The 16440-nt window shown below is 74.9% G+C and carries 15 protein-coding genes; 14 read left to right on the top strand and 1 reads right to left on the bottom strand.

The genetic code is table 11. From position 1 onward, the window contains the following. The first annotated feature begins 5 nt into the window (after positions 1 to 5). The 7 genes from PSED_RS16995 (at position 6) to PSED_RS16965 (ending at position 7014) form a co-directional block, all read left to right on the top strand. On the top strand, positions 6 to 1322 hold the full coding sequence (locus tag PSED_RS16995; protein WP_013675485.1) for an NlpC/P60 family protein: 1317 nt from the start codon (positions 6 to 8) through the stop codon (positions 1320 to 1322). Between the two features lie 139 nt (positions 1323 to 1461). Next, positions 1462 to 2442, top strand: coding sequence for an AAA family ATPase (locus PSED_RS16990; protein WP_233899467.1), 981 nt, complete (start codon positions 1462 to 1464; stop codon positions 2440 to 2442). Positions 2443 to 2451: 9 nt separating this feature from the next. Continuing rightward, positions 2452 to 3429, top strand: a complete 978-nt coding sequence (locus tag PSED_RS16985) for a DUF58 domain-containing protein (RefSeq protein ID WP_013675483.1) — start codon at positions 2452 to 2454, stop codon at positions 3427 to 3429. Continuing rightward, positions 3426 to 4409 carry a VWA domain-containing protein gene (locus PSED_RS16980; protein WP_013675482.1) on the top strand — a complete coding sequence of 328 codons (984 nt, stop codon included), beginning with the start codon at positions 3426 to 3428 and terminating at the stop codon, positions 4407 to 4409. Before PSED_RS16985 ends, PSED_RS16980 begins: the two co-directional genes overlap by 4 nt. A 43-nt stretch (positions 4410 to 4452) precedes the next feature. Further along, the gene (fabG, locus tag PSED_RS16975; RefSeq protein ID WP_041759752.1) at positions 4453 to 5163 is read left to right on the top strand and encodes a beta-ketoacyl-ACP reductase; all 711 of its coding nucleotides are present in this window, start codon (positions 4453 to 4455) and stop codon (positions 5161 to 5163) included. A gap of 32 nt (positions 5164 to 5195) precedes the next feature. Beyond that, on the top strand, positions 5196 to 5972 hold the full coding sequence (fabI, locus tag PSED_RS16970) for an enoyl-ACP reductase FabI (RefSeq protein ID WP_013675480.1): 777 nt from the start codon (positions 5196 to 5198) through the stop codon (positions 5970 to 5972). A gap of 7 nt (positions 5973 to 5979) precedes the next feature. Beyond that, entirely contained in the window at positions 5980 to 7014 is a 1035-nt protein-coding gene (locus PSED_RS16965) for a ferrochelatase (protein ID WP_013675479.1), read from the top strand. Between the two features lie 38 nt (positions 7015 to 7052). Here PSED_RS16965 and PSED_RS16960 read toward each other — a convergent pair whose 3' ends face one another. After that, positions 7053 to 8330, bottom strand: coding sequence for a tyrosine-type recombinase/integrase (locus PSED_RS16960; RefSeq protein ID WP_013675478.1), 1278 nt, complete (start codon positions 8328 to 8330; stop codon positions 7053 to 7055). Between the two features lie 148 nt (positions 8331 to 8478). On the opposite strand from PSED_RS16960, the gene PSED_RS16955 reads away from it, so the two are divergent. From PSED_RS16955 to PSED_RS16925, 7 genes are all read left to right on the top strand, one after another. Next, positions 8479 to 9591 (top strand): coiled-coil domain-containing protein, encoded by a 1113-nt coding sequence (locus tag PSED_RS16955; protein WP_143770509.1) that lies wholly within the window; start codon positions 8479 to 8481, stop codon positions 9589 to 9591. A 100-nt stretch (positions 9592 to 9691) separates the two neighbouring features. Next, entirely contained in the window at positions 9692 to 10981 is a 1290-nt protein-coding gene (locus PSED_RS16950; RefSeq protein ID WP_013675476.1) for an acyl-CoA dehydrogenase family protein, read from the top strand. Between the two features lie 65 nt (positions 10982 to 11046). Then, positions 11047 to 12078 (top strand): phosphotransferase family protein, encoded by a 1032-nt coding sequence (locus PSED_RS16945; protein ID WP_158511318.1) that lies wholly within the window; start codon positions 11047 to 11049, stop codon positions 12076 to 12078. Positions 12079 to 12217: 139 nt separating this feature from the next. Then, positions 12218 to 13255 (top strand): LLM class flavin-dependent oxidoreductase, encoded by a 1038-nt coding sequence (locus tag PSED_RS16940; protein WP_013675474.1) that lies wholly within the window; start codon positions 12218 to 12220, stop codon positions 13253 to 13255. A gap of 34 nt (positions 13256 to 13289) precedes the next feature. Next, on the top strand, positions 13290 to 14918 hold the full coding sequence (locus tag PSED_RS16935) for a long-chain fatty acid--CoA ligase (RefSeq protein ID WP_013675473.1): 1629 nt from the start codon (positions 13290 to 13292) through the stop codon (positions 14916 to 14918). A 2-nt stretch (positions 14919 to 14920) separates the two neighbouring features. After that, entirely contained in the window at positions 14921 to 15721 is an 801-nt protein-coding gene (locus PSED_RS16930) for an alpha/beta fold hydrolase (RefSeq protein ID WP_013675472.1), read from the top strand. Next, positions 15718 to 16434: an SDR family NAD(P)-dependent oxidoreductase gene (locus PSED_RS16925; protein ID WP_013675471.1), complete on the top strand. Its 717-nt coding sequence runs from the start codon at positions 15718 to 15720 to the stop codon at positions 16432 to 16434. The genes PSED_RS16930 and PSED_RS16925 overlap by 4 nt, the downstream gene beginning before the upstream one ends. The last annotated feature ends 6 nt before the right edge of the window (positions 16435 to 16440 follow it).

The following is a 16440-nucleotide window of genomic DNA, read 5'->3' as shown; positions in this document are numbered from 1 at the left end:
GTGTCGTGCGGGTCGGGCGCGCGGTGCTCGTGGTCGTGCTGACGGCTGCTCTCGCATTCGCGGGCGGCACGCCGGCCGCGCTGGCCGCGCCGCCCCCGACGCCGCCGCCGAACCCCAGCGACCAGGACCTCCAGAACAGTCGCAACACGGTGTCGGGCACGGCCGCGCAGGTCGCCCGGCTGACCGACCGGCTCAACGAGCTCCAGGCGCAGGCCGACGACCTGCAGATCCAGGTCGCCGAGCAGCACGAGTCGGCCAACGCCGCGCAGGACACCTACACGGCCGCGCAGAAGGCCGCGGCCGACGCCGCGCTGAAGGCGCAGCAGGCCCGCACCGAGACGCAGGCGGCGGGCTCGGCCATCGACGCCGCCCGCGCCCGCCTCGACGACTTCGTCGCCAACACCTACCAGGGCGGCCTCGACCTCGGCCCGCTCGGGCTGCTCACGTCGTCGAGCGGGCCCGCGGACTTCATCGACCGCGCCCAGCTGACCGACTACATCGCCCAGCAGCAGACCGCCGCCCTCGACGGGCTGCAGAAGGCGCGCGCCGAGAAGGCCAACGCGGACTCCCTCGCCCGGCAGGCCCAGCAGGAGGCCGACGACCGGGCCGCTGCGGCGGCCCGGGCCAAGCAGGCGGCCGACGCGGCGCTGGCCGACGCCCAGCAGCAGGCCGCGGCGCAGGCGCAGAAGCTCCAGCAGGTCGGCGCCCAGCAGGCCGAGGTGCAACGTCAGCTCGACGCCGCCCAGAACGCCGACGCGGGGCTGCGGGCACAGCGGCAGCGTTTCGACGACTGGCAGGCCCAGCAGGCGGCGGCCGAAGCCGCCCGGCAGGCGGCCGAGCAACGGGCCGCGGCGGCCAGGGCGGGGCAGGCACCGCCCGCGTCGGTGCCGCGCAGCGCGTCGGCGAAGGTGCAGACCGTCATCGACCGGGCCATGTCGCAGCTCGGGGTGACCTACGCCTGGGGTGGCGGGACGGCGCGCGGCCCGAGCCTGGGCATCCGCGACGGCGGCGTCGCCGACCAGTTCGGCGACTACCGGAAGGTCGGTTTCGACTGCTCGGGGCTGATGCTCTACGCCTTCGCGGGCGTCGGGATCAACCTGCCGCGCTACAGCGGCAACCAGCACGCCGCGGGCCGGCAGGTGCCCCTCTCGCAGATGCGGCCGGGCGACATGCTGGCGTGGGCCCGCAACGGGCGCGTTTACCACATCGCGCTCTACATCGGGAACGGCAAGATGATCGAGGCGCCGTACTCCGGCTCGTCGGTGCGGATCAGCCCGGTGCGCTACGCCGGGCTGCTGCCGACCGTCGCCCGGATGTTCTGACCGGCTCACCGGCGTCATACGGCTCGGCCGGTTGGATGGACGCGTGAGCGTGCCCGATTCCCGTCCCGAGCCCCAGGCCGACTCCCCGGCCGACTCCCAGGCCGGCGGGGCCGCACCGACCCCCGCGCGCGACGCCGAGCTGCTCGAGCGCGTCGTGTTCGAGGTCAAGCGCGTCATCGTCGGCCAGGACCAGCTCGTCGAGCGGATGCTGGTCGGGCTGCTGGCCAGGGGCCACCTGCTCATCGAGGGGGTGCCCGGCGTCGCGAAGACGCTGGCGGTGGAGACGGTCGCGAAGGTCGTCGGCGGCTCGTTCGCGCGCCTGCAGTTCACGCCCGACCTCGTGCCCGCCGACATCCTCGGCACCCGCATCTACCGGCAGGGCCGCGAGGAGTTCGACGTCGAGCTCGGCCCGGTCGTCGCCAACTTCGTGCTGGCCGACGAGATCAACCGGGCGCCGGCCAAGGTGCAGTCGGCGATGCTGGAGGTCATGGCCGAGCGGCACGTGTCGATCGGCGGCCGCACGTTCCCGATGCCCGACCCCTTCCTCGTGCTGGCGACGCAGAACCCCATCGAGAACGAGGGCGTCTACCCGCTGCCCGAGGCGCAGCGCGACCGCTTCCTGTTCAAGATCGTCGTCGACTACCCGGGCGTCGAGGAGGAGCGCGAGATCGTCTACCGGATGGGCGCGGAGCCGCCCGTCGCCGAGCAGATCATCGACCCCACGGTGCTGACCCGGCTGCAGGGCACCGCGTCGCGGGTGTTCGTGCACCACGCGCTGGTCGACTACGTGGTGCGACTGGTCGTCGCCACCCGGACGCCGGCCGAGCACGGCCTCGCCGACGTCGCGGGGTGGGTCTCCTACGGCGCGTCCCCGCGCGCGACGCTGGGGATCGTCGCGGCGGCCCGTGGGCTCGCCCTGGTCCGTGGCCGCGACTACGTGCTCCCGCAGGACGTGCTGGACGTCGCGCCGGACGTGCTGCGGCACCGTCTCGTGCTGTCCTACGACGCGGTGGCCGACCAGGTGCCGGTCGAGCACATCGTCTCGCGCGTCCTGCAGACGGTGCCGTTGCCCCAGGTCACGGCCCGGCCGCAGTTCAGCCCGGCGGGTGCCGCCCGGTGAGCGGCCGCCGTGACCGGTGACGCCACGGCCGCGCCGGCCCCGGTCCCGCGCGGTGCCGCGGCCCGCAGGCCGGCGACGGCGCCGCCGTCGTTGCGCGACGGCCGCCTGGAGGCCGCCCTGCGCACGCTCGAGCTGAGTGTCCGGGGCCGCCTCGACGGGCTGTTGCAGGGCAACCACCTCGGGCTGGTTCCCGGCCCGGGCACCGAGCCGGGGGAGGCCCGGGTCTACCAGCCGGGCGACGACGTGCGGCGGATGGACTGGGCGGTCACCGCGCGGACCACCGAGCCGCACATCCGCGAGACGGTCGCCGACCGCGAGCTGGAGACGTGGGTCGTGGTGGACCTGTCCCCGAGCCTCGACATGGGCACCGCGGCCTGCGAGAAGCGCGACCTCGCGGTGGCCGCGGTCGCGGCGGTCGCGCACCTCACCCGCGGTGGCGGCAACCGCATCGGTGCCCTCGTCACGACGGGGGAGCACACCGTGCGGGTCCCCGCCCGCGGCGGCGTGGCGCACGCCCGGGGGCTCGTCCGTCGCGTCGCGGAGGTGCCCAGGGCTCCCGAGGGGACGCGCGGCGACCTCGCCGAGGCGCTGGAGCAGCTGCGCCGCCCGGCGCGCCGCCGCGGCCTGGCCGTGGTGGTCTCGGACTTCCTCGGCGAGCCGACGTGGGAGCGCGCGTTGCGCGGGCTCTCGGCTCGGCACGACCTGCTGGCCGTCGAGGTGCTCGACCCCGCCGAGCTCGACCTGCCCGATGCCGGGACGGTCGTGCTGGCCGACCCCGAGACCGGCCGTCAGCGCGAGGTCCACGTGACCCCGCTGCTGCGCCGGGAGTTCGCGGCCGCCGCCGGCGCGCACCGCGACCGGGTCGCGACGACGCTGCGGCGCTGCGGCGCGGCCCGGCTGACGCTGCGCACCGACTCCGACTGGATCGCCGACATCGTGCGGTTCGCGCTGGCGCGCAAGCGGACCTGGTCGGGAGGCGGCCGGTGACGTTCTCGCATCCGTGGTGGCTGCTGGCGCTGCTGGTCGTCGCCGCGCTGGTCGCCGGGTACCTGCTGCTGCTGCGCAGGCGCCGGCGCGACGTCGTGAAGTTCACCAACCTGGAGCTGCTCGACACGGTCGCGCCGCGGCGCCCGGGCTGGTACCGGCACGTCCCGGCGGCCGCGATGATCCTGGCGCTGGCGGTGCTGGTCGTCGCCATCGCGGGACCGCAGGCCGACGCGAAGGTGCCGCGCAACCGGGCCACGGTCGTGCTGGTCATCGACGTGTCGCTGTCGATGCAGGCCACCGACGTCGCACCGACGCGGCTGGCGGCCGCGCAGGCCGCGGCGAAGTCGTTCGCCGACCAGCTGACCCCCGGGATCAACCTGGGGCTCGTGTCGTTCGCGGGCACGGCCGCGGTGCTGGTGTCGCCGACGACCGACCGGACCGCGGTCAAGCAGGCGGTCGACGGGCTGAAGCTCTCGGAGTCCACCGCGACCGGCGAGGCGATCTTCGCGGCGCTGCAGTCGATCGACTCGTTCTCCCGCACGGTCGCCGCGTCGGGCACCGAGGGGCCGCCGCCCGCGCGCATCGTGCTGATGAGCGACGGCAAGCAGACCGTCCCCGGCCCGGACGGCGAGAACGACCCGCGCGGCTCGTTCACCGCGGCCAAGCAGGCCGCCGCCGAGAAGATCCCTGTGTCGACGATCTCCTTCGGCACCGACTACGGGACGATCGACATCGAGGGCGGGCGGACCCGCGTCGCCGTCGACGACGCGTCGATGCAGCAGATCGCGTCGCTGTCGGGCGGCCAGTTCTTCACCGCCGCGTCGGAGTCGCAGCTCAGGCAGGTGTACTCGGAGCTGGGGGAGCAGATCGGCTACGAGACCCGGCAGGTCGACACGAGCCGGCCGTGGCTGATCGGCGGGGCGATCCTGCTGCTGTTGGGGCTCGGCGGGGGCATCGCGCTGGGGCGCAGGCTGCCCTGACGGGCGGTCCGGCGATCTTCGTCGTGCACTAGGTTCTCCGGACGTGGGACGCAGCGTGCTGGTGACCGGAGGAAACCGCGGGATCGGCCTGGCCATCGCCCAGGCGTTCGCCGCCCAGGGCGACCAGGTGGCGGTCACGTACCGCAGCAGCGCCGACGGGCTGCCCGACGACCTGCTGCCCGTGCAGTGCGACGTCACCGATGCCGAGGCCGTCGACCGGGCGTTCGGCGAGGTCGAGGACAAGCACGGCCCGGTCCAGGTGCTGGTCTCCAACGCGGGGATCACCGACGACGGGCTGCTCATGCGGATGAGCGAGGACTCCTTCACCCGGGTCGTCGACGCCAACCTGACCGCCGCCTACCGCGTCGCCAAGCGCGCGTCGCGCGGCATGTTGCGCGCGAAGGGCGGCCGCATGATCTTCGTCTCGTCCGTCGTCGGGCTGATGGGCTCGCCCGGCCAGGTCAACTACGCCGCCTCCAAGGCCGGGCTCGTCGGGCTGGCCCGCTCGGTCGCCCGTGAGCTGGGCTCGCGCGGCATCACCGCCAACGTCGTCGCACCCGGGTTCGTCGACACGGACATGACCCGCGCGCTGTCCGACGCCCGCCGCGCCGAAATCGTCGCCCAGGTGCCGCTGGGCCGCTACGCCGCGGTCGAGGAGGTCGCCTCGGCCGTCACCTGGTTGGGCTCCGAGCACGCCGGCTACGTCACGGGGGCCGTCATCCCGGTCGACGGCGGCCTCGGCATGGGCCACTGACCTTCCCTGTTCCCTCCCCAGAAAGGGTCCTCATGGGACTGCTCGACGGTAAGCGCCTGCTGGTCACCGGTGTGATCACCGACGCCTCGCTGGCGTTCCACGCGGCGAAGATCGCCCAGGAACAGGGCGCCCAGGTGGTGCTGACGGGCTTCGGCCGGATGCGGCTCGTCGAGCGCATCGCGCAGCGGCTGCCCGAGGCCGCCCCCGTCGTCGAGCTCGACGTGTCGGACCAGTCGCAACTCGACTCGCTGGTCGAGCGCGTCAGCCCGCACCTCGGTGACGAGCCGGGCCTCGACGGCGTGCTGCACTCCATCGGCTTCGCCCCGGCGTCGTGCCTGGGCGAGGGTGCGTTCATGAACGCGCCGTGGGAGGACGTCGCGACGACGATCCAGGTCAGCGCGTACTCGTTCAAGTCGCTGGCGACGGCGGTGCTGCCGCTGCTCGGGCCGGGCAGCTCGGTCGTCGGGATGGACTTCGACAACCGGCAGGCGTGGCCGGCCTACGACTGGATGGGCGTCGCCAAGTCGACGCTGGAGTCGGTGACCCGCTACCTGGCGCGTGACTTGGGCCCCAAGGGGATCCGCGTCAACCTGTGCGCGGCCGGGCCGGTCCGGACGATGGCCGCGAAGTCGATCCCGGGTTTCGCGGCGTTCGAGGACGCCTGGGACGGGCGGGCCCCGCTGGGCTGGGACGTGAACGACCCGGTTCCGGTCGCGAAGACGGTGTGCGCCATGTTGTCCGACTGGCTGCCCGTCACCACCGGCTCGATGGTGTGGGCGGACGGCGGGTTCCACGCGATCGGGGTGTGACGGGCGCGTGGAGGTCGATGCACTGCTCGTGCTCTCGTTCGGTGGCCCCGAGGGTCTCGACGAGGTGCGCCCGTTCCTCGAGAACGTCGTGCGGGGGCGCAACGTGCCACCCGAGCGGCTGGACGAGGTCGAGGAGCACTACACGCCGTTCGGCGGGGTGTCGCCGATCAACGCGCGCAACCGTGAGCTGATCGAGGCCGTGCGCGCGCGCACGGACGTGCCGGTCTACTTCGGCAACCGCAACTGGCACCCGATGGTCGAGGACACCGTCGCGGAGATGGCCCGCGACGGTGTCCGGCGGGCACTGGTGTTCGCCACCAGCGCCTACGGCGGCTACTCGGCGTGCCGGCAGTACACCGAGGACATCGCCCGAGCCCGCGCCGCGGTCGGGGACGGCGCGCCGGAGCTGGTCAAGCTGCGGCACTTCTACGACCACCCGGCGTTCGTCGCCGCCAACGCCGACGCCGTACGCGCCGCCCGGGAGTCGCTGCCCGCAGAGGTCCGCGACGCCGCCCGGGTCGTGTTCACCGCGCACTCGATCCCTGTCGCCGCCGACGAGACCGATGGCGTACCCGCCGAGGGTCACCACCGCTACTCCCGGCAGGTCGCCGAGACCGCGCGGCTCGTCGCCGCCGAGCTGGGGCTGCAGGAGTACGACCTCGTCTGGCAGTCGCGCTCCGGGCCGCCGCAGGTGCCGTGGCTGACGCCCGAGCCGGAGCCGACGGTCGAGGCGCTCGCCGCGGCCGGGGTGCCGGCGGTCGTCATGGCGCCCATCGGGTTCGTGTCCGACCACGTCGAGGTCGTCTGGGACCTCGACGAGGAGCTGCGCGAGCTCGCGCACGGGCTCGGGCTCGCGTTCGCCCGGGCGGCGACGGCCGGGCCCGACCCCCGTTTCGCGGACATGGTCGTCGAGCTCATGGCCGAGCACACCGCCGGCGTCGCCCCCCGCGGATCGGGCACCGTCGCGCGGGCGGGCTGCACCGTCAACGGGGCGCCGTGCGCCGTCGACTGCTGCGTGCCGCGCCCGCGCCGCCGCCCGTGAGTGTGAGTGGCGACGGTCGCCATGGCGACCATCGCCACTCACGACGGATCGCGGACTCCCGCGGGCGGGGACGGGTCGCCCGCGGCGGCCGACGGGTCCGCCGCGGCTGACGACGGGTCGCCCGTCGTGGTCGGCGGGTCCGCCGCGGCGATCGCGGCCGCGACCAGGTCCGCCGCCGTCGTGTCGCGGGTGCGCATACCGCGGTCGTAGTGCTCGGTCGTCGTGATCGAGGCGTGCCCGACGTCGGCGCGCACGTGCTGGATGCGGGCGTCCTGCTCGAGCGCGATCGTCACGTAGGCGTGCCGCAGGGCGTGGGGGTGGATCCGGTCGGCGACGTCGGCGAGTGCGGGGCCGGCCGCGGCGGCGATGCGGCGCAACAGCCGGTACAGGTCCACGCGTGAGCAGCGATGGCCGTCGCGGGTGGCGATGAGGGGCTCGGCCACGGCTCGTGAGGTCCCGCGGCGGGCCGGCGTCGCGGTCGACCCGAGCCGGTCGCGTTCGGCCAGATAATCGGACAGTGCCTGCTGCGCGAGGTCGGTCATGTAGACCTCCCGCCGCACGCCTCCCTTGCCGTGCACCCGCAGAACCTGGTCACCGCCGGTGCGGAGGAGATCGTCGCGGTCCAGCCCGGTGAGCTCGGAGATCCGCAGCCCGAGGGTCAGCAGGGCGACGACCGCGCGGGCCCGCGTCGCGTAGAGCGTCCGCAGCGCCGGTCCGTGCCGCAGCGTCCCCGACGCGTCGAGGAGGGCGCGGACCTGTTGCGCGGTGAGCCGGATCGTCGGTGAGGGCTCGCGAGTGCTGACGACGAGGCCAAGCCGCCGGCGGTCGATCGCCGCCGGGTTCGCCGCAACGGCGCCGGTCTCGGCCAGGTGGCCGTAGAGCGCCGACAACGTCGCGAGCATCCGCTGCCGGGTGCGCCGCGCCGCGCCCGCCGCCGACAGGGCGTGCAACCACGCCTTGACGTGCGCGGACGTCGCGACCCGGGGGTCGAGGTCGCGGGTGGCGCACCACCGGAACCAGGCCAGGGCGTGCAACGGGCCGGGTGCGGCGGCGGGTGGTCGGGGGCGCGCCGCGCGCGTGTCGGGGGAGTGGGCCCCGCCGAGCGCGTCGACCCAGGCGACGGGCAGCCCCAACGCGTAGGCGTAGGTCCGCCGGGTGCCCGCGTTGTCGTACTGCGCGAACCAGTCGAGCAGCTGCGCCCGCAGGACGTCGGGGTCGGTGACGCCGGGCCACTCGGGTGTCTCGACGGTCGCGGGTGCGTGGCCGGGTGCCGGCGCGGCGCCGGCTTCCAGCACGAGCAGGGGGTCGTCGATCACGGGTCGATCCTCGCCCGGCGACGCGGCCGGATCGTCGCGCCACGCCGGTGCGCCAACGAAACGATGGTTTCGTTGGCAGGAGAGATTCAGTTTTGAAACGCCGAACCAGTTACGTGGTTTATGAAACTCCAACAGTTACGGTCCGGCGGTGATCGACGAGCAGGTCAGGTGCGGGTACAGCCGATGCCGGGCGGAGCTGCCACCCCCGGGGCCCCAGGGCGGACGGCCCCGGTCCTTCTGTCGCGACACCCGCTGGGAGGGCGGCCGCACCTGTGCGCAGATGGCCCGGGCCGAACGCGAGGCCCTCGGCGCACTCGGCCTGGACGCGCCGAGCGCGGGGTTCGCGCTCGACGCCGACCGGCTCCGCGAGCACGTCGCCGCTCTCCAGGGACCCGTCACGGCGCTGACCGAGGCGCTGGCCGCGATCGGCACCCGCCTCGACGAGGTCGAGGCACACGCCGTCGCGGCCGTCGAGACCGCCAACCGGGAGACCGCCGCGGCAACGGCGGCCCGGGCCGCCGCCGAGCAGGCCCGCGAGGAGGCCGAACGGGCCGCGCGACGCAGCCGCGAGCACGCCGAACAGGCCGACCGGGAGCGCGCCGACGCCGTGGGCCGCGCGGCGGCGGCGGCGCGGCAGGCGATCGAGGCCACGGAGGAGCTGGGCGCCGCGCGCCAGCGCGCCGACGAGGCCACGGCCGCACGCGCCGCCGCCGACGACGCCGCGGCGGCAGCGGAGCACGGCCGTGTCGAGGCCGAGCGTCAGGCCCGTGACTCGGCCGTCCGCGCCGAGCGGGCCGAGACCGAACGCGATGCCGCCACGCGCCGGGCGGCGGAGTGGCAGGCCGAGGTCGACGCGCTGCGCGCGCAGGTCGACGATGCGCGCGACGCCGCCGCGGCCGCCCGCGGTGAGGCCGCCGCCGCGGCCGCGGGCGCGGCGGCGGCGGCCGCAGAGCTGGCCCGGGAGCGGGACGCGCGCGCCGCCGCGGTTGCCGACGCCGCGGCGCGGTACGCCGACGCCGCGGCCGACGCGGCCCGGCTGCGCGCCGAGCGCGACGCGGCCCGCCGCGAGCTCGACGAGCTGCGGGCCGCCCAGAAGGGGTCCGTGCACGTGGCCGCGGAGCGCGACGCGCTGCGCCGGGAACGTGACGAGCTGCGCGCCGAGCTGGCACTGGCGCGGGAGCGCGCCCTGCCCGACGACCTGCGTGCACTGCTCGTCGCCACCCTGGGCGGCGGCCGCGCGGCGGCCGAGTCCTTGGAGTGACCTCCAACCGGTCGCCGGTCGGGCCGTCGCCCCGGCCGCGGCCGCGTCCCTACCGTCGCCGCGGGGCCGCCCGGCTCCGCCGCGACGGAAGGAGACATCGATGGCGTGGGACTTCGCCACGGATCCCGGCTTCGAGGAGAAGCTGACCTGGGCCCGGGAGTTCGTCCGTGACGAGATCTACCCGCTGGAGGTGCTCGACCTCGACCACGAAGGGTTCCGTCGCGTCGCCGCGCCGCTGCAGGAGCAGGTCAAGGCCAACGGTCTGTGGGCCGCGCACCTCGATCCCGAGCTCGGCGGGCAGGGTTACGGGCAGCTCAAGCTCGGCCTGCTGCACGAGGTACTGGGGACCAGTGAGCTGGCCCCGTTCGTCTTCGGCTGCCAGGCCCCCGACTCGGGAAACGCCGAGCTGATCGCCGTCGCCGGCACGCCCGCGCAGCGCGAGCGGTGGATGCGCCCGCTGCTCGACGGCGAGCTGCTCAGCGCGTTCGCGATGACCGAGCAGGGCACCGGGTCCGACCCGCGCCAGCTCACGACGTCGGCGCGGCTGGAGGGCGGTGAGGAGGGCGGGGAGTGGGTGATCGAGGGCCGCAAATGGTGCGTCGGCAACGCCGGGCGCAGCGACTTCCACATCGTCATGGCGGTGACCGATCCCGACGCCGACCCCTACCACCGGATGTCGATGATCATCGTGCCGACGACTGCGCCCGGGATCGAGGTCCGCGAGCTCGGCCTGATGAACGACCCGAACCACGACATGCCGGTGTGGTCGCACGCCGAGGTCGGCTACCACGACGTGCGGGTGCCGGCCGAGAACCTGCTGGGTGGCCGCGGCGAGGCGTTCACGTTGGCGCAGAAGCGGCTGGGCCCCGGGCGCATCCACCACTGCATGCGCTGGATCGGGGTGTGCCGCCGCGCGTTCGACATGCTCTGCGAGCGCGCGGTCAGCGTCGACGTCCACGGCGGTCCGCTGGCCGACAAGCAGACCGTGCAGAACTGGGTGGCCGACAGCGCCGCCGCGATCGAGGCCGCGCGGCTGCTCACCCTCAAGGCCGCGTGGACGATCGACCAGGTCGGCGCCTCGGCGGCGCGCACCGAGATCGCCATGATCAAGTACTACGGGGCGGCGGTGCTGCACGACGTCATCGACCGCGCCATCCAGGTCCACGGGTCGCTGGGGTTCTCCACCGACATGCCACTCGAGCAGATGTACCGGTGGGCCCGCGCGGCCCGGATCTACGACGGCCCCGACGAGGTGCACCGGGTGACGGTGGCGCGCAGGCTGCTGCGGAACTACCGGCCGACGCTGCCGCCCACCGAGCACATCCCGACGCGCCGGGCCGCGGCGCTGGAGACCTTCCGCGAGCGGTTCGACGCCCAGGCGGTCCAGTGAGCGGCCGGTCTCCACTGCGCGGGCCCGCGAGCACGACGCCGACACCGCGCGAGCGCGGTGGCGCGGTGGCCGACGTCGCGGCGCCGCTGGCGCGCTGGCTCGACCGGCACGTCGGGGCCCAGGGGCCGTGGCGGAGCGCGCCGCTGGCCGGCGGGAACTCCAACGAGACGCACCTGCTGCGCGGCGGCGACGGGCGGCGCTACGTCCTGCGGCGCCCGCCGCGGGCGGCCGTGTCGTCGTCGGCACACGGCGTCGCGCGCGAGTTCCGGCTGCTCACGGCCCTGCACGGGACGGCGGTCCCGGTCCCGCGACCGATCGCGTTGTGCGAGGACCCGGCCGTGGCGGGCGCCCCGTTCCTGGTCATGGAGCACGTCGGGGACGCGCTGTCGGTCACCGACACCGTCCCGCCGGGCTGGGCGGCGCATCCGGGCGCGCTGACCGCCGCCGCCGACGACCTCGTCGACGCCCTCGCCGCCCTGCACCGCGTCGACCCGGCCGCGGTCGGGCTGACCGGATTCGGCAGGCCCGACGGTTTCCTGCGCCGCCAGCCGGGCCGCTGGTACGCGCAGTGGGAGCAGACCGCGTGCCGACCGTTGCCGGCGATGGGGCCGTTGGCCCGATGGTTGACCGATCGGCTGCCCGACGCCTCGCCGACCGGGTTGCTGCACGGGGACTTCCACCTGGACAACTGCCTGTTCGCCGCGGCCGCGCCGCGGTTGCGGGGCGTGATCGACTGGGAGCTGGCGACCGTCGGCGACCCGTTGCTGGACGTGGGGCTGTTGCTCGCGTTCTGGGGTGACCGGCCGTGCGCGACGGTCGCGATGCCCGCGGTGCAGGGCGTGTCGCGGCTGCCCGGAGCACCGCCGCGCGAGCATCTGCTCGACCGTTACGAGCGTGCGACGGGCCGGCCCGTCGGCGACCTCGCCTACTACCGGGTGCTGGCGCTCTACAAGCTCGCCGCGATCGTCGAGGGCGCTTACGCGCAGTACCGGTCGGGCGTGCTCGACACCCCGTACGCCGCCGCGCTGGAGCACGACGTGCCCGCGCTGCTCGACGAGGCGATGGCGTGTGCCGGACTGGCCGTCGGGCGTCGGTGAGCGGCCGCCTCGCGCGTTTGTGGAGAGCCACAACACCCCGACGACACGGCACTGTGACGGGCGTCGCCCGTCGACCATGCTCGGCGCGTCACCGACTCGATCCGCTGCGCGACGACGCGCACCGACGAGGGAGCCCCCCGTGAGAGACGGCTGCAACTTCGGCCTCTGGTACGACTTCCGCAATCCCGCCGCCTGGCGGCGTCCGTTCAGCTCGGTCTACCGCGAGTCGCTGGACCAGATCGCCTGGGCCGAGCGGCTCGGGCTGGACTCGGTCTGGCTGACCGAGCACCACTTCTGCGACGACGGCTACACGCCGTCGCCGTTCACCCTGGCCGGCGCCGTCGGTGAACGGACGTCGACGATGCGGATCGGGACCAACCTGATCGTGCTGCCGCTGCACGACCCCGTCCGGGTGGCCGAGGACGCCGCCACGGTCTCGTTGCTCACCGGTGGCCGGTTCGACCTGGGCGTCGGGCTCGGCTACTGGGGGCGGGAGTTCGCCGCGTTCGGCCGCGACCTGCGGCACCGGCCGAGCCTGTTCGAGGAGGGCATCGCACTCATCCGGCGCGCGTGGTCGGGTTCGGACGAGCCGTTCGAGGGCCGCCGCTTCAGCTTCCCCGGCGTGCCGGTGACCCCGGTGCCGGAGCAGACCCCGCGGCTGCTCATCGGCGCGATGGCCGATGTGGCGATCGACCGCGCCGCGCGCCTGGGCGACGGGTTCCTCAGCACCCAGAACCATCACCACCAGAGCTACGTCGACGCGCTGGCCCGGCACGACACCCCCGTCGAGCGTGGCCGGATCATGGCCGGCCAGTGGGCCGTCATCGCCGACGACCCGGAGCGCGAGTGGGCCCGCATCGGGCAGCACGCCCTCTACCAGCTCAACGAGTACATCGGCTGGGGTGCGTTCGGCCCGCCCGAGCAGGTCCCGACGTTCGCCGACGCGGACCAGATCGTCGCCGCGGGTGCCTACACGCTGTGGGACCCGGCCACCGCGGTCGACGAGCTGACCCGGATGCTGCTCGACCGTCCCGAGATCGACGACGTGCACTTCTGGGCCCAGCTGCCGGGGGAGAGCGTGGAGAGCGGCAACGCCCGGATCGAGCTGCTGGCCGAGAAGGTCGTCCCGCAGGTCCGGGAGCGGCTGGCCGCGGCCCGCGAGCCCGCGATCCGGTGAGCGGGCGAGCAGTGATGAGCGGGTGAGGGCCCCGATGACGCGGCACCCGCTGCTGATCACCGGTTTCCTCGACCGGGCGGAGCAGATGTTCGGTGGCACCGAGGTCGTCGGGTACGACGGCGGGCGGGAGGTGCACCGCAGCACCTACCGCGACCACGCCCGCCGGGTCCGGCGGCTGGCCGGAGCGCTGGTGGAGCTGGGCGTGCGGCCGGGGGACCGGGTCGCGACGTGCTGCTGGAACCACCACCGGCACCTGGAGCTGTACTCGGCGGTGCCGTTGGCCGGTGGTGTGCTGCACACCGTCAACCTCCGGCTCGGTCCCGACGAGATCGGCCATGTCGTCGGGCACGCCGAGGACACCGTGCTGGTCGTCGACACGTCGCTGCTCCCGCAGGTCGAGCGGGCCCGGCGGGCACGGCCGGAGATGCGTGTCGTCGTCACCGACGGCGACGCCGGACCCGGCACGCTGGCCTACGAGGATCTGGTGGCCGGCGGGGAGCCGGTCACCGGGCCACCGCCTGTCGCCGAGGACGACCTCGCCGCGCTCTGCTACACCTCCGGCACGACGGGCACCCCGAAGGGGGTCGGCTACAGCCACCGCGCGCTGTTCCTGCACACGTTCGCGGCGTGCCTGGCCGACGGGCACGCGATCAGCGAACGCGACACCGTGCTGCACGTCGTGCCGATGTTCCACGCCAACGCGTGGGGCATCCCGTTCGCGGCGCTGATGGCGGGCGCGACCCAGGTGCTGCCCGGCCCGCACCCGTCGGTGGCCGACCTCGCCGCGGCGATCACGGGCGAGCGGGTGACCTACACCGGGATGGTGCCGACCGTCGCGGTCGACCTGGTCGCGCACGCCCGGGCCACCGGCACCGACCTGCACGGCCTGCGCGCGCTCGTGCTCGGCGGCTCCCCGCCGTCCGACGAGCTGCTGCGCGCGCTCGACGCGCTGGGGGTGCCGACGTTCCAGGGCTGGGGGATGACCGAGATCTCGCCGATGGGCACGTTCTCCCGGCCGACCCCGGCGGCCGAGGCCGATCCCGCCGCCCGCCGGGCCGCCGTGCGCACCCAGGGCCGGCTGCTGCCGGGTCTGCAGTGGCGGCTCGTCGACCCCGACGCCCTGCCGACCGGGGACCTGCGCGACGTCCCGCACGACGGCGTCGCCACCGGCGAGCTGCTGCTGCGCGGGCCGTGGGTGGCCGACCGCTACTACCGCGACGAGCGACCCGAGTCGTTCGTCGACGGCTGGCTGCGGACCGGGGACGTCGCGACCATCGATCCCGACGGCTACCTGCGGATCGTCGACCGGGCCAAGGACCTGATCAAGAGCGGCGGCGAGTGGATCAGTTCGGCCGCGCTCGAGCAGGCGGTGCTCACCCACCCCGGGGTCCGCGAGGCCGCCGTCGTCGCGGTACCCCACGAGCGCTGGCAGGAACGGCCGCTGGCCGTCGTCGTCGCCGCGGCGGACACCGCCCCGACCGGGGAGGAGCTGCGGGCCCACCTGGCGGAGCAGGTGCCGCGCTGGTGGCTGCCCGAGCGCGTCGAGTTCGTCGCCGCGCTGCCGCGCACGAGCGTCGGCAAGATCGACAAGCGGGCGCTGCGGAGCCGGTTCGGCGCCGCGGCCCCCGAGCGACCCCCCGTCACCCGTCCAGTGAGGAGCTGACCATGGCCCATCTCGACGTCGAGGGATCCCACCGGATCTACTTCGAGCACCATTCCGGCACCGGCACCCCCGTCGTGCTCGTGCACGGCTGGGCGGTCAACGGGCGCTGCTGGGACACCGTCGCGCCGGCGCTGCGCAGCGCGGGGCACGAGGTCGTCGTGCTCGACCTGCGCTGCTGCGGCCGCTCCGACCTCGACTTCGCCGACGTGTCGATCGACGCGATGGCAGGTGACGTCGTCGCCGTGTGCGAGCACCTGGGGCTGGACCACCCGGTGGTCAACGGCTGGTCCCTCGGCGGTGCCGTCGCGGCGGCCGCCGTCGCGCGGCTCGGCGACGCCGCCGGCGGGCTGGTCCTCACCGGCGGCGCCACCCCGCGCTACACCGCGGCGCCGGACTGGCCCCACGGCGGGACCACCGACGACGTGGAGGGCGTGCTGGGGGCGGCCGCGGCGGACCGGGCGTCGACGTTCCGCGGGGTCACCCAGGCGGTCTGCGCCGTCCCGGTCGGCGACGACGTGAACAACTGGATGTGGGCCATGTTCATGGCGGCCGGGCCGCGGGTCGACGACTCGCTGCGCGACCTCGCCTCGACCGACCAGCGCGACCTGCTGCGCGGGCTGGCCGTTCCGGTGCTGCTGCTGCACGGCCGCCAGGACGCGTTCGTCCCGTTCGACGGCGCCGAGGCCGCCGCGGCGTTGATCCCCGACGCCCGGCTGGTCGCGTTCGACGCGAGCGGGCACGCGCCGTTCCTCGAGGAGCGCGACCGCTACCTGGTCGAGCTCCTCGGTCACCTCAAGCGATGACCTGGCTCGTCACGGGCGGGTCCCGCGGTATCGGCAAGGCCGTCGTCGACAAGGTCGCGAAGGCCGGCGGGCATGTCGCCGTGCTGGCCCGCGGACCCGCGACCACCCCGTACGCGGTGCCCGACCTCGTCCGGGAGATCCCGTGCGACGTCACCAGCAGCGAGGACGTGGCCGCGGCGGTCGCCCGCGTCGCCGACGAGCTGGGTGGCCCCGACGTGGTGGTGAACTGCGCGGGCGCGCACCGCGGCGGGCGGGTCTCCAGCCTCAGCCGGGAGGCGTGGGACGAGGTCGTGGCCACCAACCTGACCGGGGCCTTCGAGATCTGCCGCGCCGTGGTGGGGCGGCTGTCGCCGGGAGCGGCGATCGTCAACGTCGGCGCCGTCGTCGGGTTCCGCGGCTTCCCCGGCGACGCCGCCTACGGCGCGGCGAAGGCCGGGCTCAGCGGCCTGACCCAGGTGCTCGCGGTCGAGCTGGCGCCCGCGCAGGTGCGGGTCAACCTCGTCGTACCGGGTTTCGTGGAGACCGACATGACGGCGGGGCTGAGCGGACCGGCCCGCGAACGGATCCTCGCGGCCATCCCCGCGGGGCGGGTCGGCGATCCCGAGGAGATCGCCGACGTGGTCGTCGCCGTGGCCGGGGCGACCTACATGACCGGCGCCGTCGTCCCGGTCGACGGCGGCCTGCTGGCCTCGTTCGGCGGACTCGCCCGCTGACGCCGG

It is taken from the genome of Pseudonocardia benzenivorans CB1190, from assembly GCF_000196675.2.
GTDB lineage: Bacteria > Actinomycetota > Actinomycetes > Mycobacteriales > Pseudonocardiaceae > Pseudonocardia > Pseudonocardia benzenivorans.
This window is presented reverse-complemented; position numbering and strand designations above follow the sequence as displayed.